Annotated in this window: 24 protein-coding genes; 10 read left to right on the top strand and 14 right to left on the bottom strand. The window is 49.2% G+C overall.

All coding sequences use genetic code 11. The features are described from left to right. The first annotated feature begins 35 nt into the window (after positions 1–35). On the top strand, positions 36–1,421 hold the full coding sequence (locus tag BLU57_RS03730) for an MFS transporter (protein WP_256206108.1): 1,386 nt from the start codon (positions 36–38) through the stop codon (positions 1,419–1,421). Next, entirely contained in the window at positions 1,422–1,877 is a 456-nt protein-coding gene (gene ssb / locus BLU57_RS03725) for a single-stranded DNA-binding protein (RefSeq protein ID WP_090316389.1), read from the top strand. 20 nt (positions 1,878–1,897) lie between these two features. Here ssb and BLU57_RS03720 read toward each other — a convergent pair whose 3' ends face one another. From BLU57_RS03720 to hemP, 4 genes are all read right to left on the bottom strand, one after another. Beyond that, positions 1,898–2,104 (bottom strand): hypothetical protein, encoded by a 207-nt coding sequence (locus BLU57_RS03720; RefSeq protein WP_090316386.1) that lies wholly within the window; start codon positions 2,102–2,104, stop codon positions 1,898–1,900. 164 nt (positions 2,105–2,268) lie between these two features. Continuing rightward, positions 2,269–2,943, bottom strand: coding sequence for a DUF2325 domain-containing protein (locus BLU57_RS03715; protein WP_090316383.1), 675 nt, complete (start codon positions 2,941–2,943; stop codon positions 2,269–2,271). A gap of 118 nt (positions 2,944–3,061) precedes the next feature. Next, on the bottom strand, positions 3,062–3,526 hold the full coding sequence (gene bfr / locus BLU57_RS03710; protein WP_090316380.1) for a bacterioferritin: 465 nt from the start codon (positions 3,524–3,526) through the stop codon (positions 3,062–3,064). 223 nt (positions 3,527–3,749) lie between these two features. Next, complete coding sequence (hemP, locus tag BLU57_RS03705; RefSeq protein WP_090316377.1) at positions 3,750–3,935, bottom strand: hemin uptake protein HemP; 186 nt, start codon at positions 3,933–3,935, stop codon at positions 3,750–3,752. Between the two features lie 283 nt (positions 3,936–4,218). Here hemP and BLU57_RS03700 point away from each other — a divergent pair, with 283 nt between their 5' ends. Then, on the top strand, positions 4,219–5,235 hold the full coding sequence (locus BLU57_RS03700) for a J domain-containing protein (RefSeq protein WP_256206109.1): 1,017 nt from the start codon (positions 4,219–4,221) through the stop codon (positions 5,233–5,235). A gap of 45 nt (positions 5,236–5,280) precedes the next feature. On the opposite strand, the gene BLU57_RS03695 is transcribed toward BLU57_RS03700, so the two are convergent. Further along, positions 5,281–6,141 (bottom strand): MBL fold metallo-hydrolase, encoded by an 861-nt coding sequence (locus BLU57_RS03695; protein ID WP_090316374.1) that lies wholly within the window; start codon positions 6,139–6,141, stop codon positions 5,281–5,283. Positions 6,142–6,489: 348 nt separating this feature from the next. Here BLU57_RS03695 and BLU57_RS16815 point away from each other — a divergent pair, with 348 nt between their 5' ends. From BLU57_RS16815 to BLU57_RS03680, 3 genes are all read left to right on the top strand, one after another. Next, the gene (locus tag BLU57_RS16815) at positions 6,490–6,699 is read left to right on the top strand and encodes a YeeE/YedE family protein (RefSeq protein WP_371113136.1); all 210 of its coding nucleotides are present in this window, start codon (positions 6,490–6,492) and stop codon (positions 6,697–6,699) included. Positions 6,700–6,729: 30 nt separating this feature from the next. Then, positions 6,730–7,143, top strand: coding sequence for a DUF6691 family protein (locus BLU57_RS03685; RefSeq protein ID WP_090316371.1), 414 nt, complete (start codon positions 6,730–6,732; stop codon positions 7,141–7,143). Positions 7,144–7,240: 97 nt separating this feature from the next. Next, positions 7,241–7,567, top strand: a complete 327-nt coding sequence (locus BLU57_RS03680) for an ArsR/SmtB family transcription factor (RefSeq protein ID WP_090316368.1) — start codon at positions 7,241–7,243, stop codon at positions 7,565–7,567. Positions 7,568–7,814: 247 nt separating this feature from the next. Here BLU57_RS03680 and BLU57_RS03675 read toward each other — a convergent pair whose 3' ends face one another. Further along, the gene (locus tag BLU57_RS03675) at positions 7,815–8,330 is read right to left on the bottom strand and encodes a protein tyrosine phosphatase family protein (RefSeq protein ID WP_090316365.1); all 516 of its coding nucleotides are present in this window, start codon (positions 8,328–8,330) and stop codon (positions 7,815–7,817) included. A gap of 147 nt (positions 8,331–8,477) precedes the next feature. Between BLU57_RS03675 and BLU57_RS03670 the strand changes: the two genes are divergently transcribed. Beyond that, positions 8,478–11,192 (top strand): cation-transporting P-type ATPase, encoded by a 2,715-nt coding sequence (locus BLU57_RS03670; RefSeq protein WP_090316650.1) that lies wholly within the window; start codon positions 8,478–8,480, stop codon positions 11,190–11,192. A 76-nt stretch (positions 11,193–11,268) separates the two neighbouring features. Here BLU57_RS03670 and BLU57_RS03665 read toward each other — a convergent pair whose 3' ends face one another. From BLU57_RS03665 to BLU57_RS03630, 8 genes are all read right to left on the bottom strand, one after another. Then, positions 11,269–12,720 (bottom strand): cytochrome c peroxidase, encoded by a 1,452-nt coding sequence (locus tag BLU57_RS03665; protein ID WP_090316362.1) that lies wholly within the window; start codon positions 12,718–12,720, stop codon positions 11,269–11,271. A 357-nt stretch (positions 12,721–13,077) separates the two neighbouring features. After that, the gene (locus BLU57_RS03660) at positions 13,078–14,523 is read right to left on the bottom strand and encodes a vanadium-dependent haloperoxidase (RefSeq protein WP_090316358.1); all 1,446 of its coding nucleotides are present in this window, start codon (positions 14,521–14,523) and stop codon (positions 13,078–13,080) included. A gap of 605 nt (positions 14,524–15,128) precedes the next feature. Further along, entirely contained in the window at positions 15,129–15,854 is a 726-nt protein-coding gene (locus BLU57_RS03655) for a glycosyltransferase (protein ID WP_090316353.1), read from the bottom strand. Positions 15,855–15,925: 71 nt separating this feature from the next. Continuing rightward, complete coding sequence (locus tag BLU57_RS03650) at positions 15,926–16,516, bottom strand: protoglobin domain-containing protein (RefSeq protein WP_090316350.1); 591 nt, start codon at positions 16,514–16,516, stop codon at positions 15,926–15,928. A 188-nt stretch (positions 16,517–16,704) separates the two neighbouring features. After that, the gene (locus BLU57_RS03645; RefSeq protein ID WP_256206110.1) at positions 16,705–18,114 is read right to left on the bottom strand and encodes an FGGY family carbohydrate kinase; all 1,410 of its coding nucleotides are present in this window, start codon (positions 18,112–18,114) and stop codon (positions 16,705–16,707) included. Next, entirely contained in the window at positions 18,099–19,685 is a 1,587-nt protein-coding gene (locus BLU57_RS03640; RefSeq protein ID WP_090316347.1) for a glycerol-3-phosphate dehydrogenase/oxidase, read from the bottom strand. Before BLU57_RS03640 ends, BLU57_RS03645 begins: the two co-directional genes overlap by 16 nt. Next, positions 19,682–20,434, bottom strand: coding sequence for a glycerophosphodiester phosphodiesterase (locus tag BLU57_RS03635; protein ID WP_090316344.1), 753 nt, complete (start codon positions 20,432–20,434; stop codon positions 19,682–19,684). The genes BLU57_RS03640 and BLU57_RS03635 overlap by 4 nt, the downstream gene beginning before the upstream one ends. A 20-nt stretch (positions 20,435–20,454) precedes the next feature. Next, positions 20,455–21,615, bottom strand: a complete 1,161-nt coding sequence (locus tag BLU57_RS03630; RefSeq protein ID WP_090316341.1) for an ankyrin repeat domain-containing protein — start codon at positions 21,613–21,615, stop codon at positions 20,455–20,457. A gap of 232 nt (positions 21,616–21,847) precedes the next feature. Between BLU57_RS03630 and pgeF the strand changes: the two genes are divergently transcribed. The 3 genes from pgeF (at position 21,848) to BLU57_RS03615 (ending at position 23,932) form a co-directional block, all read left to right on the top strand. After that, the gene (pgeF, locus tag BLU57_RS03625; protein ID WP_090316336.1) at positions 21,848–22,594 is read left to right on the top strand and encodes a peptidoglycan editing factor PgeF; all 747 of its coding nucleotides are present in this window, start codon (positions 21,848–21,850) and stop codon (positions 22,592–22,594) included. A 71-nt stretch (positions 22,595–22,665) separates the two neighbouring features. Further along, positions 22,666–23,475 (top strand): ZIP family metal transporter, encoded by an 810-nt coding sequence (locus BLU57_RS03620; protein ID WP_090316333.1) that lies wholly within the window; start codon positions 22,666–22,668, stop codon positions 23,473–23,475. A gap of 40 nt (positions 23,476–23,515) precedes the next feature. Next, positions 23,516–23,932: a DUF4019 domain-containing protein gene (locus BLU57_RS03615; protein WP_090316645.1), complete on the top strand. Its 417-nt coding sequence runs from the start codon at positions 23,516–23,518 to the stop codon at positions 23,930–23,932.

Raw genomic sequence — 23,932 nt, 5'->3', positions numbered from 1 at the left:
ATACCCAACTTTTTAGGAATATCACAACCTGATTCATGTCTGCTTCTTCTTCAACTGAAAAAATGTCCCCGGCGGAATTACGTGCGACCATCGGTTTGGCGGGTGTGTATGGCTTGCGCATGCTGGGCTTGTTTATCATTTTGCCGGTGTTTGCTTTTTATGCCGAGGATTTGCCCGGCGGAGACAACTTCACCTTGGTCGGCATTGCGCTGGGAGCTTATGGTCTCACACAAGCCGTGCTGCAAATCCCTTTCGGTTGGCTATCCGATCGCATCGGACGCAAGCCCGTCATCTACCTGGGATTGATTCTGTTTGCGGTGGGTAGTCTGATTGCAGCAATGGCTGCCGATATTTATTGGGTGATAGCGGGCCGGGTCATTCAAGGCGCCGGTGCTATCTCCGCAGCTGTGATGGCGCTGGCAGCGGATCTTACGCGCGAAGAGCATCGTACTAAAGCAATGGCGACAATCGGCATGACGATCGGCACTGTTTTCGCCATTTCCCTAATTGCTGCGCCAGTTCTAAATCAATGGATTGGTGTGCCGGGGATTTTTGCCATGACCGGTATATTGGCGCTGCTGGCGATGATTGTAGTGAAGAAAGTCATTCCCGATCCGGTGATTAGCCGCTTTCATTCCGATACGGAAGCATCGCCGGCAAGTTTTGCCAGCGTATTGCGCAATACGCAGTTGCTGCGTTTGAATTATGGCATTTTTGCGTTACATGCCGCATTGATGGCGCTGTGGCTGGTGGTGCCGTTAACCTTACGCCAAGCGGGCATGGCTGCGGACGATCACTGGCAGATATATTTGCCGGTTCTGGTTTTATCGATTGTGCTGATTGTCCCAGCCATCATTTACGCCGAGAAAAAGGCTAAATTAAAACCGGTATTTATTGCAGCCGTTGCGACGTTGCTAACAGGCCAGCTGTTACTGGCCATTACTTTGGACTCGATCTGGGGCACGGCTGCTGCATTATTGGTTTTTTTCACGGCATTCAATTTGCTTGAGGCCAGTTTGCCATCCTTGATTTCGAAAATCGCGCCAGTCGGAGCGAAAGGAACAGCAATCGGCATCTATAGCAGTACGCAGTTTCTGGGGGCGTTTGCCGGGGCCGCAGTGGGCGGTCACTTGGTTGCCACTTATGGAAGCGATGCGTTGTACGCGTTCTGCGGGGCGTTGTTGCTGGTATGGTTGATACTGGCTGCTACGATGCAGGCGCCAGCAGCAGTGCGCTCCAAAATGTACCATGTACAGGAAATGGATACAGATCAATCGGCGGAGCTTTCGCGTCAGCTCGCAGCGATACCCGGTGTATATGAAGCTTTGGTTCTGGTCAATGAGCGGGTGGCTTATCTGAAAGTTGATATGAAAGGCTTCGATGAAGAGAAAGTGATTAAATTGCTTGGGGAGGAAACATAAATGGCGTCGCTCAATAAAGTCATACTCATCGGTAATTTGGGTAAAGATCCGGAAACGCGTTACATGTCAAATGGTGATGCGGTGACCAACATTACATTGGCAACGACGGATACTTGGAAAGATAAAAATGGCGAAAAGCAAGAGAAAACGGAGTGGCATCGTGTCACTTTTTACCGCAAGCTTGCTGAAATTGCGGGAGAATACTTGAAGAAAGGCCGCTCGGTTTATGTCGAAGGCAGGCTTGAAACCCGTAAATGGACGGACAAGAACGGCGTGGAACGGTATACGACGGATATTATTGCCAGTGATATGAAAATGCTGGGGAATCGATCAGGAAGCGGCAGTTTTGAGTCGACGCCTGATCACGAAGAAGATAGCTCAGTTTCTAACCGGTCTTCTTCATCAGGCAAAGCGCCGAGTGGATTTGATGATATGGATGATGATATTCCATTCTGACCGGCCAGAATGCAATTGCGTTAACGTTTTTCAGGTAAGCGGACTATTCCCAACCGGCGTTCTGCGATAGAGATATTTGATTGCCGGCGGGGCGGTAATGAAAATTCAATGCTTTCGATGTTGCCGCCAATATCTTTGGCCATATTTCTGAACTCGAGCGCCAGCATGCATTTGGGAACGATAAACGTTTGCTTGAATCCAGACTTGAAATGAACAAGAATTTTCATAACTTTTTTCCAGGTAAGTTTTATTTATTAATGGTTTAGTCAATAAATTAACAGCAATGAAGCTGTTTCAACGACCTAAAAAAAATAAACTTTAGTGGATATTGGCTATGATTCCTTATAGCAGTGCAATTGTACGTCTTGGAATATCAATTCTGATGGAGTCCTCATTCAGTGGATTTCACAACTCTGCTGGTAATATTTCCTGAGCAAGATTGTGACGATCCTGATACAGTCATTGCAACCAGAGCTCCGATTCCTGCTTGAAAAGTATTAACTTCGGAACGCGCAAGCAGTACACACGGTTTGCCGGAATGCTTGCAGTAATGTTTTACGGTGAAGAAAGCTTCATGATTTATGCAGTCAACCGGGCAAATGATCATATCCGCTTGTTTCAGGAGTTTTGGCAGATCTTCCAGATGATCGTGCGAGCCGCCATGGAACCCCATAAAACAACCGTCGCAGCTTTTTACTAATTGGCTGTATTCCGGATAGAGCCTAATCCGGCCCCCAACACATAAAACAGATCGTCCGGCTAATTGGCAGCCGGAATTATATTGATGATCATCCGCCTGACTGTACTTTCTCTTGGTCTCAGTTAAATACGCTGCTTTGATCAGCGGTGCCCAATCAACAATAGGGATGCTCTTATTCGATATCCTGCGGGGACTGGTAATCTCTGGATTGGCGTGCTCGAGTCTTTGCTGCCATGCGTACGACAATTTTGTGAAAATGCGCAGGCAGCAGGATACGAAAGTATCTGCGGATTCTGAAGTCGTGAAATGATCATGAGGAATCGTGCTGGAAGTATTGGCCAATGCCAGTTTCTTTAGAAATTTCATTGTGATATCTCCTGAGAATCATCAGCGAATAAAAAATTGGCTGGCTGACCTGGAGACAGGCTGGCTGGCTGAATATGCCGCTGAAGAAGGAAGAGGTAAACTTCAGCGGCAGGAAATACTACATCTGACTTTGCAGCCAGTTATGGATACCGATTTTTTGCATGACATTGAGCTGAGTTTCTAGCCAATCAATGTGCTCCTCGGTATCTTCCAGAATCCGTTCAAAAACTTCACGCGATACATAATCTTGCACTGATTCGCAAGCCGCTATTGCGGCGAGTAATGTGTCTCGCGAAGCTAACTCAAGTTTTAAATCGCATGCGACGCACTCTTCAGCGGTCTCTCCGATCATCAACTTACCGAGATCCTGTAAATTCGGTAATCCTTCCAGTAACAAGATCCGCTCAATTAATGTATCGGCATGTTTCATCTCTTCACACGATTCTTCAAACTCGTGTTTTCCTAAACTGTTGAATCCCCAGTTTTTGTACATACGTGCATGAAGAAAATATTGGTTAATGGCGGTTAGTTCATGTTGCAGTTGCTGATTCAACCAGCGAATAATATCTGCGTTACCTTTCATTTTTAGCTCCTAAGGTGAATATCTCTTGATGTATCCGGGTGGTGAGAAGATATCACTCTGTATGGTATTTATTACTTGTTGGATCTAGCATTTTTGCAGAGGAAACCCCGGCATTACCTCAGATTATGCATCCACTCAGCCTTGCGGTTCATGATGATTTACGACTAGCGAGAGTGCTAACAGATTACACGCATTAATATACATGATATGTGTCTTTTATCCACTATTTGTTCAGAATTAACTTGCCATTCCGTGTGCGACGCAGCGAATATTGCTCGCCTTTATGCAGTATTAATACAACATCGCCATTCTTGAATAGCACATCGCTATTGATCAATGTGCTTAAATTTAATAAATCAGGTTTTGGTGAATTTCTTATGATTGCTTGAGATGAGTTTATGGTGTTCATGGTTAATTAGAATTACATATAATGAGAATGATTCTCATTATATGTAATTCAGGATGAAATGCAAGACCTCGCCGGAAATTTTGTTTGAGAAGCTTTTTGCTACTGGGATGGCGAATAGTAGATGAATCCAAATGGCAAGCAAAATGTGAAGAGGTTTTATTGGTGATGTCAATAGATAAGTGTATACTGCAAATCTGCTGTCTAGGTAATTGCAAGCTATTGAGATTTATAGTTAAATAATTGAACTGCTCATCGTGAATGAGTAAGACGCTTTGATTCTACAATGATGATTGAACGGCGCAATTTTTATCGAATTCTACATGTTCAGCCCGATGCACCGATGGCGGTGATAACAGAGAGCTATCGGGTGTTGATGCAAAAGCTGAACATTCGTGCTGATCTGAATAATCCGGATTGGAATGCCAGCTTACTCAATATTGCTTATAACACCTTGCGAGATCCAGTTAAGCGAGCCGCCTATGATCGTGAGTTGCTGAAGCGCTATCATATTAGAGTCCTGAGCCAGGGTGCGCTGGGTTCTAAAACGGAGGTTGAAGTAGAAAGTGCAAGAAGTGAGCAACCATCCGGATTGAATCAACGCAATTATTACCGGATACTGCAAATCCAACCCGATGCGCCGATTGCCACAATCAAGGCCAGTTATCAGGCGCTAAAAAAGAGTACTGTCGGAGATACCGCGTTACTTGATGAAGCCTATCGAGTTTTGTCCGATCCCAGGATGCGTCAACAATATGATGATATATTCGCGGGAGGATTGTTTCGTGCAGCGAGAAAAACTACGCAACAAAATAGTAATTTACCTGGATTGACGGTTCGTGAAAACAATACATCGCAATTTGCTGTCGAGCAGTATCGGCCAGTTATCACGCGTTATTGCTCGTTTTGCAAAACCCCCAATGTGCCGCAACCTGGTGTGTATCAAAGTGAAAATTGTCTCGAATGCGGCAGTCCATTGCTTTTATTACATCATGAGAATCTGGAATCATCGCAGCGCGCCATGCGGCGGGTTAACATCAGTGGAAAGTTTGAGTTTTACTTATTCTGGCCGGGGCGGCCATGCTTAGGTACATGCCAGGATCTTTCGCCGATGGGAATACGTTTCATGACGACTGAGATACTCGATTCCAATGACGTCATTAAAATTGATGCACCCAGTTTTCAAGCAGTGGCTGAAGTGACGCATAAGCGTTATGAGAAAAAAGGGTTTTCGGTTGGAACTCGTTTTATTGCCATCAAATTTGACCAACGCTATGGGAATTTCGTCACGGTACAGGTATAAACCGATGATAAAGCAGCCCGGTTTGATCACTCACAGTAAATCACATCAAATCAAGTTGACCGGTATCTTAAAGTAGGCAACGACATTTGTCTCGACCGGCGGCAATTTCCCCGCTCTGATATTCACCTGTATCGAAGGCAGCAATAAATTGGGCATCTCCAGGGTTGCGTCACGCCGGTTGCGCATGCTGACAAAGGTGTCTTCATCAATCCCGTCATGTACATGGATATTGCGCGCGCGTTGCTGTGCCACGGTGCTTTCCCATACCGCCGTGCGCGTAGCGGGAGGATAGTCATGGCACATAAACAGCCGTGTTGTTGATGGCAGAGCCAGTATTTTCCGGATGGAATGAAAGAGCTGATGCGCATCTCCTCCCGGGAAATCCGCACGTGCGGTGCCAATGTCCGGCATGAAGAGCGTATCGCCCACAAACACGGCATCATCGAACTGATATGCCAAATCAGCGGGCGTGTGGCCGGATACAGAGATGGCTTTGCCCGTTAAATTCCCAACTGAGAATAACTCGCCATCAGCGAACAGGTGATCGAAATGATGACCGTCAGGAACAAACTCATCGCCAAGATTAAAAATTTTTTTGAATGTCTTCTGTACGGCGGGAATATGATCGCCAATGCCGGTTTTTCCACCCACTTGATGTTTGAGATAATCGGCGGATGACAAATGGTCTGCATGCGCATGCGTCTCAAGTATCCACTCAACCGATAATCGCCGCTCACGGATGAATGCAATCAGCTTGTCAGCAGAATGCGTACTGGTTCTACCTGATTTTGGATCGTAATCCAGAACTGGATCAATGATGGCGCAACTTCCACTCGATTTGTCAAAAACTACATAACTGACGGTCCAGGTTGGCGGATCGTAGAATGCTTGAATAGTGGGCTTTATTGCGTTCTCCTGTTATATTATTAGGAAAAATCTTACATATTATATTGCATTTATCTATAATTATACAATATTACATATTGTAATTAATTTATGCATCGTAGTCGAAATGCAATAGAAGGAGGAAATCAATCATGTCTATCACTTCTGATTTAATACCATGGCATGCGCTGACCGGTGGTTTTGTCATAGGCATTGCGTGACCTTGCTACTATTTTTTGAAGGCCGCATTGCAGGCATGTCGGGAATCGTGGGTGGATTATACCGGTTAAAGAAAGGCGACGTCAGCTGGCATGTTGCGTTTATTTTGGGACTTATAGTATCGGCGGTCATCTGGAAGCTTTTTTTGACATGCCGCCAATACAAATAGAAACTAGCCATGTGATGCTCGCGTTTGTCGGCCTATTGGTGGGCTATGGTACCCGTCTGGGTTCGGGGTGTACCAGCGGTCATGGTGTGTGCGGTTTATCGCGCCGTTCGCCGCGCTCCATTGCAGCGACGGTGGTATTCATGCTGACTGGTTTCGCAGCGGTTTATTTGTTGCGGCATGTTTTAGTTTAGCCTGGATAAATTGATTATCGGAGAATCAAAATGATTAGTTTTATCGCGTTAATCGCTGGGATTATTTTCGGTTTCGGGATTATCGGCTCAGGCATGGTTAATCCGGCACTGGTTTTGGCATTTCTTGATGTGACGGGCGATTGGGATGCTACATTGCTATGGGTGATGGGCGGTGCAGTGACTGTCGGTACTATCGCTTTTATGCTGGCAAGAAAGCGCGAGCGATCCTATCTTGGCTTACCGATGCAGATACCTGGCATGGCTAAAATAGATAGCCGCTTGCTTTTAGGGAGTCTTATGTTCGGAATCGGCTGGGGTATTGCAGGCATTTGTCCCGGGCCGGCCTTGGTATTAGCGGGGACGGGCAATAGTGATGCGCTGGTATTTTTGGTTGCAATGCTATTGGGGATGGGGATCTACCGGATGACGCAAGATCGTGGCTGATTTGATGCAAATGGATTAGAATCTTAATCGCTCAACAAAATATTATTTTGTTATCCTAATCTTATTAATATAAGTTAACGTAAAGAATTAATTAATCATGAAAACAGATTCAGCCTTAAACAATATCGCAGCGCTGCATTCATCCGCATCGGAGGCTTGCGCTTTACTGAAAATATTGGCTAACGAAGACCGGCTGCTCATTTTATGCGAATTGACCAAAGGAACCCGGAATGTGGGCGAACTGGAAGAATTGCTGGGTATTCATCAACCCACACTGTCGCAACAATTGACGGTGTTGCGTGAAGAGAATTTGGTTGCGACGGAGCGTCGAGGAAAATACATTTACTACAGTTTGGCAAGCCAGGACGCCGTCAAAATCATGGAAACTTTATTTAGTCTGTATTGTAAAAATCACTCCGATTGAAGGAAAGGCGCGATCATACAGATGTCGGCTTTACGGTATCCTTCTGGCGGCGGTTTCTCGTGAACCGGTTTAGCGATTGCCATGGATTATCTTATTTTTCTGTATGTTACAAGGAACATGTTCGGCGATCTGTTGGTTGCCAACAGCAAAACAGGAACTACAGCAGAACCTGCTGTAGTTCCTGCGAGTGTTTCATTCATGAATGCTTTTAGGTTGCGTTGAGCCGGTTGGCAGGTGAAGCCAACGTTCAGTTCAGCATGATTTCACGTAGTTTTTCTTCCAGTGGAGGACGCAAGCCGGATTTGCGGGCCTCCTCGATCGCTACTTCAGGATCGATGCCTTTGGTGATGCGATAGCTAGCCCACATAGCGCTTGCCCGGTTACCCGATCCGCAATGAATGAGTACCGGCGTTTGCGCCGCTTCGAACACTTTGGCGAATTGCGCCACTTGCTCCTTAGTGATGCCGGCCACTGTCGTTGGAATGTTGAAATAGGCGATGCCAACCGAGTCGACCAATCCTTTTTCTTCGGCAGTTCCTTCGTTCTTGGTACGCAAATCAATAACCGTTTTGAAACCGGTAGCTGATAGTGCTTGCACGCCGCCATCGCTGATCATTCCTGATATGGCGACTTGTTCCGTAGCGCGGCTGTAATTTTGTACGGGAATTACCTGGTGCGCGAACGGCACCCGGCCTCCCGAAGCTTGTGCAAGGCCGGTAAACAACATGCCCGCCAGCGTTATCAGAATGATAGAGTATTTCATAGAAAGCCCCATTTGCTGTGTTAAGTGAAAAAAGATTGTTTTCATTGTAGCCGGACTGAATAATGAAATACAAATTATTCCTGCCGGTGCCGGTCTATGGAATGGATGCAATGCAACCGGACAAATTTCATCAAAGGTAAAACACTTATGCCGCATCAACACTCATCGGAAGACGGCGGAACACCTGTATGGCATACCTGTCCACCGCAGCAGGTGCTGGATGTGCTGAATACCGGAAGCGACGGACTAACGCAAACGGAAGCACTGCGGCGACTTGAGCGCTATGGCGCAAACCGTTTGAAGCCTCCGCAGGCGAAGAGTGCCATGATGCGGTTTCTATTGCAGTTTCATAATGTGCTGATTTATATCTTGCTGGTTGCATCGGTGTTGACTGCTGTTCTCGGGCATTGGGTGGATAGCGGTGTCATTCTTGGTGTGGTGGTCATTAATGCCATCATCGGTTTCGTGCAAGAAGGCAAAGCAGAAAAAGCGCTCAATGCAATCCGGCGCATGCTGTCGCTTGCTGCGATTGTGATACGCGCGGGTCAACGGGAACAGATTCCGGCAGAGCAGCTGGTGCCCGGTGATATTGTCCTGCTGCAATCGGGCGACAAGGTGCCGGCCGATTTGCGCTTGCTTCACTGTAAAAACCTGCGTATAGAGGAAGCCGCGTTGACCGGAGAATCACAAGCGGTAGAGAAATCCATTAGTGAGGTTGAGGCCGTGACAGCTATAGGAGACCGGTTCTGCATGGCGTACTCCGGTACGCTGGTGGTTTATGGACAAGGAACGGGCATCGTGGTTGCCACCGGCCAGCAGACCGAGATCGGCCGTATCAGTCAGATGATCGCGCAAGTCGATAAACTGACCTCACCGCTCCTGCGGCAAATGGCGATTTTTGCCCGCTGGCTGACACTGGTGGTTTTGTTGCTGGCGGCCGGTATTTTTGTGTACGGATTGTTATGGCAAGACTATCCGCTCAGTGAAATTTTTATGGCGGCAGTCAGCATGGCGATCGCAGCCGTTCCGGAAGAGTTACCGGCCATCATGACAATCACGCTGGCATTGGGAGTGCAGAATATGGCGCGGCGCAGCGCCATTGTACGTAGACTTCCGGCGGTCGAAACGCTGGGTGCCGTGACTGTCATTTGCACCGACAAAACCGGAACGTTGACGCGCAACGAGATGACCGTGCAACGTGTGGTCACTGCCGATGATCAATTGCAGGTCAGTGGCGCGGGTTATGTGCCAAAGGGTAGTTTTAGCAGGGATGGAGCGGAGATTTCCAGTGTTGACCATGCCGATCTGCGGGAACTGTGCCGCGCTGGTCTTTTGTGTAATGACGCGCTGTTGCGGCAGAGCAATGATACTTGGGAAATTCAAGGCGATCCGACAGAAGGTGCGCTGATTACCTTGGCGATGAAGGCCGCGCTGGATCCTACGCAGGAACATGAGCAGCTGCCGCGTATTGACGTGATACCGTTTGAGCCGGAGCACCGTTTTATGGCGACACTGCATCATGACCACACCGGGCACAGCCTGGTTTATGTCAAAGGCGCTCCGGAAAGGGTGCTGGTTATGTGTAATCACCAGTGTAGCCAAGGCGAAGACCGTCCGCTTCAATCCGATTTCTGGCAGGCCAGAATACGCGAGGCAAGCGAAAACGGGCAGCGTATCCTCGCCATTGCCAGCCGTGTGATGCCGGTAAAACAACACACATTGGCAATGTCCGATATGGAAACCGGGTTCACTTTGCTCGGATTGGTTGGTATTATCGATCCGCCGCGAGAGGAAGCCATTACCGCAGTACAACAATGTCATGCCGCGGGCATTCGCGTCAAAATGATTACCGGCGATCACCGCATCACCGCCGCTGCGATTGGCGCAAGCCTGGGCATTGGGGATGGTCAACGGACCGTGACGGGAATTGAGCTGGACGATATGGACGATGCGCAATTGCGCCGGACGGCTGCGGATGTGGATATTTTTGCCCGCGCCGATCCGGGGCATAAACTGCGTCTGGTGAACGCTTTACAGAATAACGGTGAAATTGTTGCCATGACCGGCGACGGTGTGAACGATGCACCAGCCTTAAAGCGCGCCGATATTGGTGTAGCCATGGGACGGAAAGGTACCGAGGTGGCTAAGGAAGCGGCTGAAATGGTGCTGACGGACGATAATTTTGCGTCGATTGCGCATGCTGTGGAAGAAGGCCGCACAGTCTACGATAACATCAGAAAAACAATGGTGTATGTGCTGCCGACCAATGGCGGTGAAGCCGGATTGGTGCTACTGGCGATCATGTTTGGAATGGCGTTGCCGGTTACACCGCTGCAAATTTTATGGATCAATATGGTCACGACGGTGACTTTGGCGATTTCTCTTTCGTTTGAACGGCCCGAAATGAGCGTGATGTCACGTCCGCCGCATGATCCGCATGCGCCGGTTTTGTCGGGTTTCCTGGTGTGGCGTATCGTTTTTGTCACGCTCTTGATGATTGGCGGCAGCTTTGCCTTGTATTTCTGGGAGCTGGCGCAAGGTTCGAGTGTTGAGCTTGGCCGCACCGTGGTGGTGAATGTGCTGGTGTTATGTGAAATCGTCTACTTATTCAATTGCCGCTATTTGATTGCTTCCGTGTGCTCGCGCCAGGGCATGCTGGGTAATCCCTATGTGGTGTTGGCGGCGGGTTCGTTACTGATATTGCAGTTGCTGCTTACTTATTTACCCGTCATGCAACAGCTATTTGGCACCGTTGCACTGGATGCGGCGGCTTGGGGACGTATTGCCGCAGTGAGCTTGATATTGTTTGTAGTGATTGAATTTGAAAAATACTGGTTGCGGCGCAGGGGGATCAAGGATTGATGAAGGGCCAATTTATCCAGTTCAGCATAAATTGGCCCGTTTGCATCCCCCTACCGGCGGATGCAGTTTTACAATGTTACAACGCTGCGAGGAAAGCCACGAGATCGGCTTTTTCTCTTTCGGTCAGACCGATACTGAAGCGGGTGTTGTAAAACTCAACCACGGATTGCAGATCCGGTGCAGAACCATCATGGAAGTAAGGTGGGCGTGAAGCAACCGAACGCAGGATCGGTCCTTTAAAGCGGCCAATATCCTTCCATTTGCCAGTCAGCAATGCACGGCCTGGATCGGTCGTTTTGACGATTTCACCCGTCGTTTTGTTTTTCAGGGTGTACAGCGGCATATCCGGTGTGCGGCGTGATTCATCGGCAATACCGATATCCAGAGGCATCGGGGTGGAGTGATTGCCCGAATTCGGGGTGTTATGGCATGTTGTGCATGTACCTGGCAGTACGCTTACAGCCAGGTCATCATTAATGCCTTTTACCCCTTTGATCAAGATCGGTTTGCTGTTGAATAGCGCTTGTCCGCGTGCAATGGCAGCGCGTGCGCTTTTGGTGCCATGAGTGGATTTGGTTGTTTTAAAGCGATTCCAGCTGTCATAGAGCGACATCGCATTGGGATCAAAAGGTTCGCGTGTTTTGTAGTCACCCGCTAATGTATCGTTAATGCCAAAGTGATACTTTTGCTTTTTCAGCGCTTTAGGTCCGCCGAGTGCATCTTCTGCGGTAAGTTCGCCGGCATCATTATCTTTGATTTGCGCAGTGAACAGTCCGGATTCGAATGCCACGATCGCATCGCGCTCTTCTTCGGTCAGATCCCGCAATGCTTCGGCATGGCCTCGTGTGGCGTGATTGGCTTGTGTGCCCAAGTCAAACGATACCGGAGAGAAGCAAGTCGATGTGCCAAAAATACAATCACCGGAGCCTGGCTGTAGGGTTGTTTCGCGACCATCCCACATGACGGCGCTGAGAAACTTCAGGTTGGTGGTTGGCATCGGGCGGCGGAATAGAGACAATTCGGTTTCGCTGGCGAAGCCGTAAGGATCATCGGCTTCGATCAATTCAAATTCCGCACCGCTGGGAATACCGATTCCCACACGGATATTGGCTTTCTCCAGCAGCATGCTATAAGCCGCGCGGCGTTTTGTAACCGTAGTTACATCTGCGAGGGGAGAGTTGGCGCCATCCACCAAACGGAAAAGCGGATCCAGACCTTTTGTTTTATTGAAAAGTTTCTTTACCTCTTGCGGGGTAATGGTCCATCCTTGGTCCGGTGCATGGCAAGAAGCGCAGCTGCGGCCATTTGTTCCAATGCTTTTGAAGAATGGGTTATTAAGATCAATAAAACCTGCTGTGCTATAGGTCGCATCTTTCCCATGACTATTCTCTGCGCTAAACATATTAGGCAGGCGGTTTGAATGATGATCACGCTCGTCATCGTGATCATGGCTATCTTTGGCAAACGCGGGTGCTGCCAGCATAATAAATAATGCTGATATTGCTTGCAGCTTAATGTTGTTCTTCACTTACTTTCTCCTATTTGTGGATAAAAAAGCCAAATCTTTTTCGGAATTTAGCTCAACAAAGTTTTCTGCCGAGGGCTTAAAATGGGGCGTAGTCTAATTCAATAAATGAAGACCGGCTATAGTCTTGTTGAACTAGTGGTTATAGTCTAAATAACCTAGAGTAAACTGGCTGTGAGAAAAGTCACATCCGCTGAATTAAGTTGAAATTACTTGCAGAGAAAGTTCCGAAAGGGAGTAGGTTTGGCGGCGGGATAATTGCTGAATAGAAGACCGCCAAGCGGGGATTGATAGTCTTCTTGCTGCTATGGTGCTGATTCTAATTAGAGTAAATTTTATCGGCGAATCAAATAAAAGCTTTTATTCTCGTTCATTCTTATCGGATTTGCCCTTGTTATTGCTATGCTCACCGAAATGTTTCAACGATTTTTTCCACGCGCTTTGTCCTATGATACGTCCAAATTTGCGCGCCACTAAATCGCCGTCAATGAAATGGATACCGCCGTAGCGTCTGGAAACACCGGCTTCATCAGCAGCATCGGAGAAAGTAGCCCAGTAGAGGACAATATCTTTAGCCGGTACGGTACCGGGCTCGACTCTTGATGATCCGGCCGGTATGACTACGCTATGTCCGAAGTTGTCGCTTTTGGTAAACAGCTTCAGTGTTTCCGCACCTGCGGCACTGAAGATGCTGTGTCCCGAGAAATATTCCGGAAATGGAAGCGTAACTACGCTGGCGGCTTGATAAGGTTTCCAATCGGCACCGTCGATTAACCCTTGCCATGAGGGAATATGTTGACCAGCGAAGAGAAAGTGTATGGCAGTAACGGGTCTGACATAGTCAAAATACCGTTTGATATCCCACGACACAATACTGGCGTCCAGAATAGCATTGGATAAAGCGAAAAACATTTTGATATCTTGATCGATGTTGTGCGCGTCACGATCCGATACGAATGTGGCAAACAATGTCCAATGTCCGGGTGACAGTTCGGATAACGGACCATTCGCCCAGTACTCAGCGATGACTTTTTTCTCGTCGGTTAAATGAGTGCCGTAATCGACAACTTGTTGCGCTTGAATACGATAGCGCTCCGGCTCGGTTTTATAGTTGGCGGGTGCAGGAATATCTTTCCGGAATTGCGAGCCGGATTTCAGCACATAAGGTTTCACATTTCCCCAATGCGGCGCAATGTAAGCCTGATCGTGCCCGCCGACCGATAATGGCTGCCAGTGATTCGGATCGTTGATGGATGAAGACGTGTTGATCGGTGTATATCCGGTGTAATCACTGTAGGGCGCTCCTCCGCCATTCAGATCGCCCAATTGATTGGAACCGTCATGGTGGCGGAATTCAATTACGGCTGCGGCTGCAGTATTGCCAACACCCGCTGGGGTGGAGGTATCGATCAAATTATCCAAAGGATAGCCTAATGCACTCATTACACTATTGAAGCTGGTAACCTGTGTAGGGAACAGATCGGATAAGCATTTATGAGCAGCATAGCTCATGGCTTTTGCTTTATTCGCATGAGTATGTTCATTGACAGGGCGGCGCAGATGATCTTCTAGTTGCGTGCCTTTTGCTTTTTTGTCATAGGCTGCCCACGCATCAAACATGCAAGTATGTGTGATTGCCAGGGATCTAGCCACAATTGGCGGGCCTGGGTGTGTGGTGCGGATGGCTTCCAGCGCAGCATTATTCCATTTTGTTACGATCGTTTCTGCAATTGTGAGCTGGCTGCAAAAATACATTGCGGTGCCCAAAGTTGCAAATGCGATTCTTCTGATATTTTGGTGTTTCATTTATTTCCTCCTTCATTGTGGATAAAAGAACTAAATTTCTAACATTTGACATCAATGTAATGCTCAGTGATTGCTAAAAATGGTATAAATCCTATTGGAATCAATGGGTATTGGCTTTGGTCATGTTGAATTAGCGGAAATAAAGTGTAGATAAGTTATGTGCTATGTGATATGAGAAAAGTCACATGAAATATAAGATAAATATTTCATAAGAAAGGTGATTTTCTGAAATTGTTAATACTGTGCTGGCTTAGAAATAAGAAATGCCAATCTGATGACTCGGAGTAAGGCAAGCGTGCAGCCTGCGATCAAAATTCCGTCATTGGTGGGGTTGTGATTGCTTTGCAGATGTTTCAGGAGAGGTACGTTTATCCGAAGCGGTAATTATGGCTAATTCTCTGATCAGATATTGATAAAAGAATCCTAGCTGATGATCCCGCCGGAACTGACTCAAAAGCCAGAGAGCGCTTTCGATGCTGCCAATATGTTCGGCGCCGGTGCCGCCACAAATCAGCGCAAGCTTAAGGGAAGGCAAGTGAGTTGTGTTCGGAGGTATGGGGGGTGGAATAGAGAACTGCATGAAAAGTCAGGTATTACAATTTACATTAGCGCCGCCCGTCGTACCAAATCGGCAGTTTCTTTTTGTCCTGCAAGGCCTTACGTGGACTGAATATGACACTGAAAATCTGACTGGTGATTTCCCGGCCGGTATAGAGTTTTACCTTACGAGGTGAAGTCACCAGCGGGTGGCGAGTCAATATGGTGAATTTTAAGCCGTGCTTGCGGCCCCATTTTTTCAGCAGTTCGCTCAAATCGATTTCGTCGGCGGCGAACATTTCCTGGTTAAAGCCGCCCACGTCGCGAAACGCATCGGTACGGCAAACGACCAGCGCGCCGGATGCCCAGTGAAAAGTGACTGAGCACACAGTCCATAGCCGCATCGCGGCATTACCCCACCACGGCAGACCGGGCATGTGCATGACACTGCCGCAACCGACGTATTTACCCGATTCGATCATGTGCAGAATGTCGGTGACCATACCGGGATTCAACAAGCTGTCGGCATCGACAAACAGCAGCCAGTCACCAGTAGCGGCGGCCGCGCCGGTGTTGCGTGCGCGGCCGATCTGGTTGATCGGCTCGAATACGACTTTTGCGCCTGCTTGCGTGGCCAGTTCCGCAGTTTTGTCGCTGGAATTGTTGTCCACGACAATGACTTCATGGGTAAAGCCGGGTTTTGCGTTGGCGCCGACTGATAATTTGATGGAGTCCAAACAGTCGAGGATCAGCTGTTCTTCGTTAAAAGCAGGGATGACGATCGAAAGATGCATGGCCAGCTTGGAATTGAAAGTGAATATGCGGATTCAGGATGGAGAGCGGGGGACCGCTCTCCAGTGCGAAATTAGAACTCGCCTTGTTTGATGTAAGGTTGTGACCACAGAATCACTTGCATCAGCACGGATTTGCGCCATGCGTCTTGCATGCGATCCACATCATCGCGGGAATGACCGCCTTTTTCCAGGAACGGACGCAGGGTGGTGGTGATCGGGATCAATAAGGCAAAAATGTAATGCACATGAATGATCGGTACCGCTTTGACGTTGTCCGTGGTGTTTTTCTTGGTGGTGTGGTGACGCAGACCGATTTCGTGTTGATAGTTCAACCAATCCTGATTGTATTCCGCATTGGCGGTATCCAGAATCCATTGGCCAAAACGTTTGCGCACGCCACCGAGGTAGTCCATGTTGGGTTGACCGTCGGATGCATTGGTAAAGTAGTGCAACAGGAAAGGAGTTGAGCCGACAAAACCGTACCACACGTCGAGAATTTGCTCGACTTGATCTTTCAATATGTCGTGCGACATTTTCAGATAACGCACATCGTCATCACCGAATAGCGATGCTTGTTTCAGTTTGGCGAAATCATCCAGGGATACGGGAGATTTTCCAACAGCAGCGGTACCGTAGGTATAGCCAGGTATATTTGTTGCCATAAAATTTCCTTTTTAAATGTTTACGAGGTTAATCACCATAACTAACAGCGATTGTCGTTAGCTATGCATTGTATATCATGCTGTTATGCAATGAATTCTTGTTAAATGCTAGAGAAAAATAAACTGGTTAAATATTCGCAACGCGGATTCTACAGGATTGATAATTTGTGCGGGTAACCTTTTTAAGGTTAATGATTAGGTGTTTTCAATAACGCATCGAACCAGACTTTCCAGCGCTGGTATTTTTTGACTAAAGCGTTGTTGTCATTGAGAACCGTGATGTCCTTGGCGTGCCGATGGCATCCTATTTTATGTTCGCTCGCGAGTAATGCCGCGCCCAGCAGACTCGCTTCTTTTTGCTGCAAATGTGAAACCGGGCAAGGGGCGCACTGCGCGATGCCATGTTGCAGACAAGGTAGTTCGGATAATCCGCCAGACAGATAGATCCTGGTCAATGGCGCGTGCCGGTGAAAATCTTCTAGAATGCGTGACACCCGGAAAATAATGGCTTCGAGCAATAACGCGCCGATTTGCCGTGTGGTCAGACCGGATACGGATTGCGAGAAATGAATACCCCAATCATTGCGAAAATACGGTGCGCCTAAACCGCTCGGTTCTGCCAGGCAAAAGATATCGTTTGCCGCTAAATCTTCAACGAGGCAATCCTTGACTGGATAAGGTGCGAGTGCGGCGGCGATGGAGTTGAGCGTGCCTTCTACGGCAAATTGCGTTTCTTGCTGATTGTTCTGATAAACCAATGTGTGCAGATAGCCGCCAAACGCTGATGTGTCCGCGGCAAGGGAGCGGATCACGAAACCGCCAGTGCCGAGATTCACTAAAGCTTCGGAAGAGCGATCGGTCAGGCTGGCGACGAGCGCGGCGGATTGATCGCCCACGCTGGCTTGCAAAGTTACACCGGTATTCAACGGCAAATTCAATCCGGTGGAGGGCTTGAGGTGTGGCAAAATCGAGCGGGGAATATCAAGGAGATGACATAAAGTGTCAGACCACTGTTGCCGGTGGATGTCCATCAGCAGGGTGCGTGCGGCCATCGAAGCATCGGTGACAAAATGCCTGCCCTGCGTCCAGCGCCAAATCAGAAAAGTATCCAATGTGCCGGCCAGCCATTCGCCTTGAACCAGCTTCTCGCGCCATGCCGGATTCTCCTGCAACAAAACACTGAGCTTGGGGGCGAAGTAATAGGGCGTCAAACGCAAGCCAGTCAGCGAACGCAAGGTTTCCTCGGATGCATGCAAGCGCTCGTAACAGCTTTTTCCCCGGTCGTCCTGCCACGAAATCAAAGGTGTTACCGGCTCTCCGCTGGCTTTATCCCAGATCAGAAAAGACGAACGCTGGCTGCACAATCCCAGCGGCGGGTTGTTGTCCGCTTGTGCGATGCAGTCTTGCAGGACTTGTGCGGCAATCTGGACATATTCGGATGCGCTGCTTTCGTACCGCCCATCGCGGCTATCGATCGCGGGCGCGGGTTGGGCGGCGATATGTTGGAGGTTTCCCCGCCGGTCCAGTAAAGCGGCTTTTATCGATGTTGAACCCAAATCGAGCGCAACGGCAGCAGCTGAAATCAGTGTGCGATCCACGGCGCGCAGCGCTCAATTTCCTGATGCAAACGGGTATCGGTCCACTGCAAGGATGCCGCAACGCGTAAGGCGATGCGCTGCAACTGATCCTCCGTCAGCTGGGTGAGAATCAGTAACGGCAGGCGGCGGCGTAACAGATCGTCGAGATGGATGATCATTTCGTTCGTTGCGCAGTGCATCAGATCGGCAACAATAAACGGCAATGCTGGAACGATCCGTTGCGCCAGATTGGGATCTGTTTCGATGCGGCGAAAAATTCCGTCCACTTGTGTGCCGTGACGGCGCAGCAACCATCTTGCGCTCTCGGCATCGATGCCGAGTTGCGCTGCGCGGTCTTGCATTGCCGCAAACCACGCCGGAAAAGTATCCTGCGGCGCCCACGGAAAGCGCTTGTTTTGCGTGGCGCAAGGTTGTTTGATGTCCAATTGCGCGCATACCGTGTCGACGATGCAGGCGGCGTCCTGGCGCGATGAGGTTATTTTTCCGCCGATGGCATAGTGCACACCGTTAGCGGCGGTTTTTAGCTCCCAATCGCGGCTGACTGCGGAAGGCGAACTGGCAGAAGTGGTTTTTACGGGTTGTTTAAAAACCCGCACACCGGCAAAACGGCCGACGATATCGGCTTTGGTCCACGGCGTTTTCAGATAGCCGTTGGCGGCAGCGAGCAGATAGTCGATATCGCTGTCATCGGCGCTTACCTGATCCACATTGCCTTTGAAATCGGTATCGGTGGTGCCGAGCAGCGTTAAGCCATACCAGGGAATCATAAAAAACACCCGGCCATCGGACTGGGCTGTCAGCAGCAAGGCTTCATCGTTCAATACAGCAGGCATGAGCAAGTGGATACCTTTGGCGAGGCGGCACCAATCGCGGCTGGGTGATTCGGTTACCAGCCACTGGCCGGTGGTGAAAACGATCTGCTTGGCACGGATTGCCTGTTCGGCTTGCGTGAGCTGATCGCGGACGATCGCGCCGTCCGCTTTGCCATCGGTTTCTAATAATCGCACCAGCTGGCAGTAATTGACGCAGCGTGCGCCAGTTGCCAGGGCACCGGCGGTGAGTTCCAGTACTAAGCGGGCATCATCGGTTTGCGCGTCGGCGTAAGTAAAGCCGCCTTTCAGTGCAACTTCGGTGAGTGCGGGAAAATGTGCAGTGAATTGTTCCGGGTTGAAATAGCGATGCTGCATGCGTGGTTCCGGGTCATGCGCCAGGAAATCGTACAGCGTTAACCCCAGTTTCAGTTGCAGGCGGTTTAGGCGCTGCTGAGCGTACACGGGTACGCCAAAGCGTAACGGCCAAATGCGGTGCGGTGCGTTATGCAGCAGCAGGGTGCGTTCTTTCAGCGATTTGCCGACCAGTTTGAAATCGTATGTTTCCAGATAGCGCAACCCGCCGTGAATCAATTTACTGGATGCGGATGACGTGGCGCTGGCCCAGTCGTTTTGTTCGATGAGAGCGACTTTCAGGCCGCGCAATGCGGCGTCATACGCGGTCCACGCGCCATAGATACCACCGCCGCACACCAAAAGATCGAAGGGTTGATAGTGTAATGCTGCAAAATCCCGTTTCATTGATCGCGCAGCGTCAGCGCTTGTTGCGGCACATCGCTAATCAGGATATCAACGCCCAGCTGCAACGCTTGCATGATTTCCGCATCGCTGTTACACGTATAAACCGCGATGCATTTACCGTGAGCACGCAATAGATCGGTTATCGCGCGATCTGTAATTTGAATAGGCAAACAGAACCCGTAGAGAAATGCGTGGGTACTTAATAGCGCACGGACATCCGCGATGGTTTGATCGGTTTCAAGATTGTATATCAGCGGAAATTCCGGTTGATATTGGTGTGCGTAGACGAGACTGGCTAAGTTGAAGGACGACACGGCGATGTGCTGTTCCGGACTCTCGCCAATCAAATCGAGTGTTTGGCGGATTTTCAGCTGGTGACGGGAAACCTGTTCCCAGTCACGATTTTTGACTTCGACCAATAAACGGCAGCGCGTACGGTAGGCGGCGAGAAAATCCTGCAAGGTCATGATGCCCTCGCCGTCCGATTCCGGATGAATCAATGCCTTGAGCTCGCGGTAATCGAAATCGTCGATGCGTTTGCCGTCCAAGCCGATTTTGTTCAGAAAACGGTCGTGCCATAGCACCGCAATCTCATCCCGGCTCAACTGCACATCGGTTTCGATGCCATCGATGGCATACCCTAACGCTTTATCGAAAGCGCTTCGGGTGTTTTCCAGCGCTTCCCGGTTAGCACCGCGATGTGCGAATACCAGAGACTTTTTGCGTGGCTGGTTGTCGAGTTCGGACATCGCGTCGATGGATAGTTTGATTACTTCACAGCAGCCTGCAACAGCTCAACGATGGCAGGATCCTTGGCTATTTCAGCTGCGGTTTTTTCGGTTTTGCTTTTGATTTTCGGGTTAGCGCCTTTGGCCAACATTACTTTCACAGTGTCCGCATGATCGTGTAATGCAGCCCACATCAAGGCAGTTATGCCATCGTCGTTTTGCAGATCGATTTTCGCGCCATTCTCCAGCAATATTTCAATGACCGGCGTATGGCCGTTTTGCGCCGCCAGAATCAGCGGTGTGAATCCGTTGGTGGCTTGATGATCGACTTTGGCGCCATGCTTGATCAAGGCTTTGACCACATTGGCGTGACCGATCAACGCAGCCAGGGTGAGCGGTGTTGCGCCGTTTTTATCCTGCACGTCCGTTTTCGCGCCTTTTGCCAGTAATGCATCGACAATTTCACCATGTCCGTTCTGTGCGGCGATGTAGAGTGGCGTCGTATCGTTGATCGCTACGATATCGACCGGCGCATTCTTCGCCAGCAACGTTTTGACAATCGCGGTATGGCCGTTTCTGGCTGCCATATACAGTGCGGTGGTATTGTCGGCAGCCTGTGCATCGATTTTCGCACCTTTTTCCAGCAGGGTGTCGACCATACCGGCTCTGCCGTCCATGGCGGCAATGATCAAAGCGGTTAGTTTGTCCTGCGTTTGCAAATGAATATCCGCGCCTTTTTCCAGCAACGTATTGGCGATGGCGTCGTGACCTTTCTGAATCGCCAGCATCAAGGCGGTGATGCCATCCGTTGTCTGTGCATTGATTTGTGCGCCTTTTGCCAGCAATGCGTTGACTACATCCGCATGCCCGTTTTTGGCGGCAATGATCAGTGCGGTCGCGCCACCGGCGTTTTTCAGATTGACATCGGCGTTCTTATCCAGCAACAAGTTGACGTTGTCGGCGTGCCCGTATTGCGAAGCCACGATCAGCGCGCTGAATCCCTTGTCATTCTGGTAATTGACGTTGACTCCCTTGTCCAGTAACTGCTTGAGGTTTTCCGGCTGTCCGGAGAATGCCGCTTTAAGAAATTCGGCTTCATCATCGGAAGAAGCGTTGGCGGTAGAAACGGTCAATAGCGCTGCGATGACCGGAAAAATAATGAATGCGCGCGTAAAATTTACAAAGTTTTTTATATAATTCATCTATGACACCTATATCGGGCTTGTATTGTAGTGATCGATTATCAGGATTTAATTTCGGGGTAAACTGATCAATGCTTTTTGCACTGACGTTGGATCGTTGATTTTCATGGCCGGTATTTTAACCCAGAAATGTCTTTTCTTCGTTCTAATTGACTGGTTAAGATAAGCTTTATTTTTATCAGTAAAAGATAGTATGAATTCACTCGCGGTAGTTAATGATTGGTAGATCTCTATGAATGATTGGATAATCCCGGATTGGTCGGCGCCAACCAATGTGAAAGCGTTGTTTACAACCCGCAATGGCGGTGTCAGCCGGGGTGAGAATGACATCTACGCTTCGTTGAATTTGGGGGCGCATGTCAATGATGATGTCACGCATGTGACGCGTAATCGCGCTTTACTGCGCCGCCATTTGCCGAATGAGCCGAAATGGTTGAAACAAGTGCATGGCACCTCACCGATCTGGATCGATCATGCCGAAGCGGCAACGCCGGAAGGCGATGCCGTTCTCAGCCGCGAGTCAGGCACTGTGTGTGCAGTCATGGTGGCCGATTGCTTACCGGTGTTTCTTTGCGACACGGCAGGAACCACGGTGGGTATTGTGCACGCCGGATGGCGCGGACTGGCTGGCGGAATCATCGAACAATCCATTGCTGCGATGCAGGTGGATCAGCGTAAGTTGATGGCTTGGCTGGGACCGGCGATCGGTCCGGATCATTTTGAAGTCGGCAAGGATGTTTATGACACTTTTGTGCGGCATGACGCGCAGGCGGCGCAAGCCTTCGTGCCCACAAACAGTCAGCATGAAAAGAAATGGCTGGCGGATATTTTTCTGCTGGCGCGGCAGCGGCTGATCAGCGCGGGTGTTACGGAAATTTACGGCGGCGGCGTTTGCACTTATAGCGACCCTGCGCGTTTTTTTTCCTACCGCCGGGATGGTGAGACCGGCCGCATGGCGGCCTTAATCTGGCTGGCGTAAAAATTCTTTAACTTGTTAATTTATTAGATTGTAACAGCGTATAATCCGGCCTTTCTTTTGTCATTGGTTTTATGTCGACGCTGACCTGGATCATAACCGCCAGCTTGCTGGGCGGAATATTGAGTTTACTGTTTGCCGCAATACTTGCACTCAATGCCCGGGTATCGTGGCTTTCCATGCTGGTATCGTATGCCATCGGCGCCTTACTGGGCGCTGCTTTTCTGAATACTCTACCCGAAGCGCTTGAACATTCGGACGATCCAAAGCAAATAACGCTCATCGTATTGCTTGGCATTTTGGTGTTTTTTATCCTGGAAAAGCTGGTGCTGTGGCGCCATTGCCATTTGGAAGATTGCGAGGCGCATGATCTATCACACGCGCCGGTAGCTGCGGTTTCATCCGCTGCCGGTCACCACGATCACGATCATGGACGTAGCGGAATGATGGTGATTGTCGGGGATACTTTCCATAATTTTGTCGATGGCATTTTGATCGCGGCGGCATTCATGGTAGACGTGCAATTGGGGATCGTGACATCGATTGCGATTATCGCCCATGAAATCCCGCAGGAAGCGGGCGATTTCATTATTCTGCTAAATTCCGGATATACGCGCCGCATGGCATTCTTGATGAACCTGCTATCCAGTTTTGCCACGCTGGTGGGCGGTGTGCTGGCTTATTTCATGTTGCATAACATGAATTTCCTGGTGCAACCGTTACTGGCGATCGCTTCGGCGAGTATGATTTATGTGGCGATGTCGGATTTGATTCCCGGCTTGCATAAACGCCCGGAGATTCATGCGACCATTCAACAAGTAACATTGATTTTACTGGGGATCGCTTCGATCTGGATCATGGGAGGTTTTTTCCCGCATGATTGATGCTATGTTCAAAGAAACTTTACTGACAAGGTATTCAACAATGAAACGATTCATTATGCTGTTATTGCTGCTTTTTTGTACCAGCACCGGGTATGCGCAAGAGGACAATAGTCTTCTCGAGAAAGTTGAAAGCAGCGCGCGCGCATGGTTAAAGATAGTGGATAGTGGCGATTATAAAGATAGCTGGGAGAACGCATCGCCGCTATTCAAGGGGAAAACTTCCGAAGGCGCATGGATTAAATCGATCACTGCGATCAGAGCGCCGCGTGGCGCAATAACCGCGCGTTATATTGCAACCGCGGGTGCGACCAAGTCGCTATCGGGATTTCCCGACGGAGAGTATGTTGTGCTGCAGTTTTACACTACTTTCGGGGAGAACGGTCTGGCATTGGAGACCATTACGCTGGCAAAAACAAAAGATGATACTTGGCAAATTGCCGATTATGAAGCCAAATAA

It is taken from the genome of Nitrosomonas oligotropha, assembly GCF_900106555.1.
Classification (GTDB): Bacteria; Pseudomonadota; Gammaproteobacteria; order Burkholderiales; family Nitrosomonadaceae; genus Nitrosomonas; species Nitrosomonas oligotropha_A.
The sequence above is the reverse complement of the archived record's forward strand: the minus strand, read 5'-3'. Positions and strand labels throughout refer to the sequence as shown.

What these genes read in the sequence shown, in the direction of transcription:
- BLU57_RS03730 (WP_256206108.1), top strand. Translation starts at nt 36, where the DNA reads ATGTCTGCTTCTTCTTCAACTGAAAAAATGTCCCCGGCGGAATTACGT.
- ssb (WP_090316389.1), top strand. Translation starts at nt 1,422, where the DNA reads ATGGCGTCGCTCAATAAAGTCATACTCATCGGTAATTTGGGTAAAGAT.
- BLU57_RS03720 (WP_090316386.1), bottom strand. Translation starts at nt 2,104, where the DNA reads ATGAAAATTCTTGTTCATTTCAAGTCTGGATTCAAGCAAACGTTTATC.
- BLU57_RS03715 (WP_090316383.1), bottom strand. Translation starts at nt 2,943, where the DNA reads ATGAAATTTCTAAAGAAACTGGCATTGGCCAATACTTCCAGCACGATT.
- bfr (WP_090316380.1), bottom strand. Translation starts at nt 3,526, where the DNA reads ATGAAAGGTAACGCAGATATTATTCGCTGGTTGAATCAGCAACTGCAA.
- hemP (WP_090316377.1), bottom strand. Translation starts at nt 3,935, where the DNA reads ATGAACACCATAAACTCATCTCAAGCAATCATAAGAAATTCACCAAAA.
- BLU57_RS03700 (WP_256206109.1), top strand. Translation starts at nt 4,219, where the DNA reads ATGATGATTGAACGGCGCAATTTTTATCGAATTCTACATGTTCAGCCC.
- BLU57_RS16815 (WP_371113136.1), top strand. Translation starts at nt 6,490, where the DNA reads ATGCCGCCAATACAAATAGAAACTAGCCATGTGATGCTCGCGTTTGTC.
- BLU57_RS03685 (WP_090316371.1), top strand. Translation starts at nt 6,730, where the DNA reads ATGATTAGTTTTATCGCGTTAATCGCTGGGATTATTTTCGGTTTCGGG.
- BLU57_RS03680 (WP_090316368.1), top strand. Translation starts at nt 7,241, where the DNA reads ATGAAAACAGATTCAGCCTTAAACAATATCGCAGCGCTGCATTCATCC.
- BLU57_RS03675 (WP_090316365.1), bottom strand. Translation starts at nt 8,330, where the DNA reads ATGAAATACTCTATCATTCTGATAACGCTGGCGGGCATGTTGTTTACC.
- BLU57_RS03670 (WP_090316650.1), top strand. Translation starts at nt 8,478, where the DNA reads ATGCCGCATCAACACTCATCGGAAGACGGCGGAACACCTGTATGGCAT.
- BLU57_RS03660 (WP_090316358.1), bottom strand. Translation starts at nt 14,523, where the DNA reads ATGAAACACCAAAATATCAGAAGAATCGCATTTGCAACTTTGGGCACC.
- BLU57_RS03655 (WP_090316353.1), bottom strand. Translation starts at nt 15,854, where the DNA reads ATGCATCTTTCGATCGTCATCCCTGCTTTTAACGAAGAACAGCTGATC.
- BLU57_RS03650 (WP_090316350.1), bottom strand. Translation starts at nt 16,516, where the DNA reads ATGGCAACAAATATACCTGGCTATACCTACGGTACCGCTGCTGTTGGA.
- BLU57_RS03640 (WP_090316347.1), bottom strand. Translation starts at nt 19,685, where the DNA reads ATGAAACGGGATTTTGCAGCATTACACTATCAACCCTTCGATCTTTTG.
- BLU57_RS03635 (WP_090316344.1), bottom strand. Translation starts at nt 20,434, where the DNA reads ATGTCCGAACTCGACAACCAGCCACGCAAAAAGTCTCTGGTATTCGCA.
- BLU57_RS03630 (WP_090316341.1), bottom strand. Translation starts at nt 21,615, where the DNA reads ATGAATTATATAAAAAACTTTGTAAATTTTACGCGCGCATTCATTATT.
- pgeF (WP_090316336.1), top strand. Translation starts at nt 21,848, where the DNA reads ATGAATGATTGGATAATCCCGGATTGGTCGGCGCCAACCAATGTGAAA.
- BLU57_RS03620 (WP_090316333.1), top strand. Translation starts at nt 22,666, where the DNA reads ATGTCGACGCTGACCTGGATCATAACCGCCAGCTTGCTGGGCGGAATA.
- BLU57_RS03615 (WP_090316645.1), top strand. Translation starts at nt 23,516, where the DNA reads ATGAAACGATTCATTATGCTGTTATTGCTGCTTTTTTGTACCAGCACC.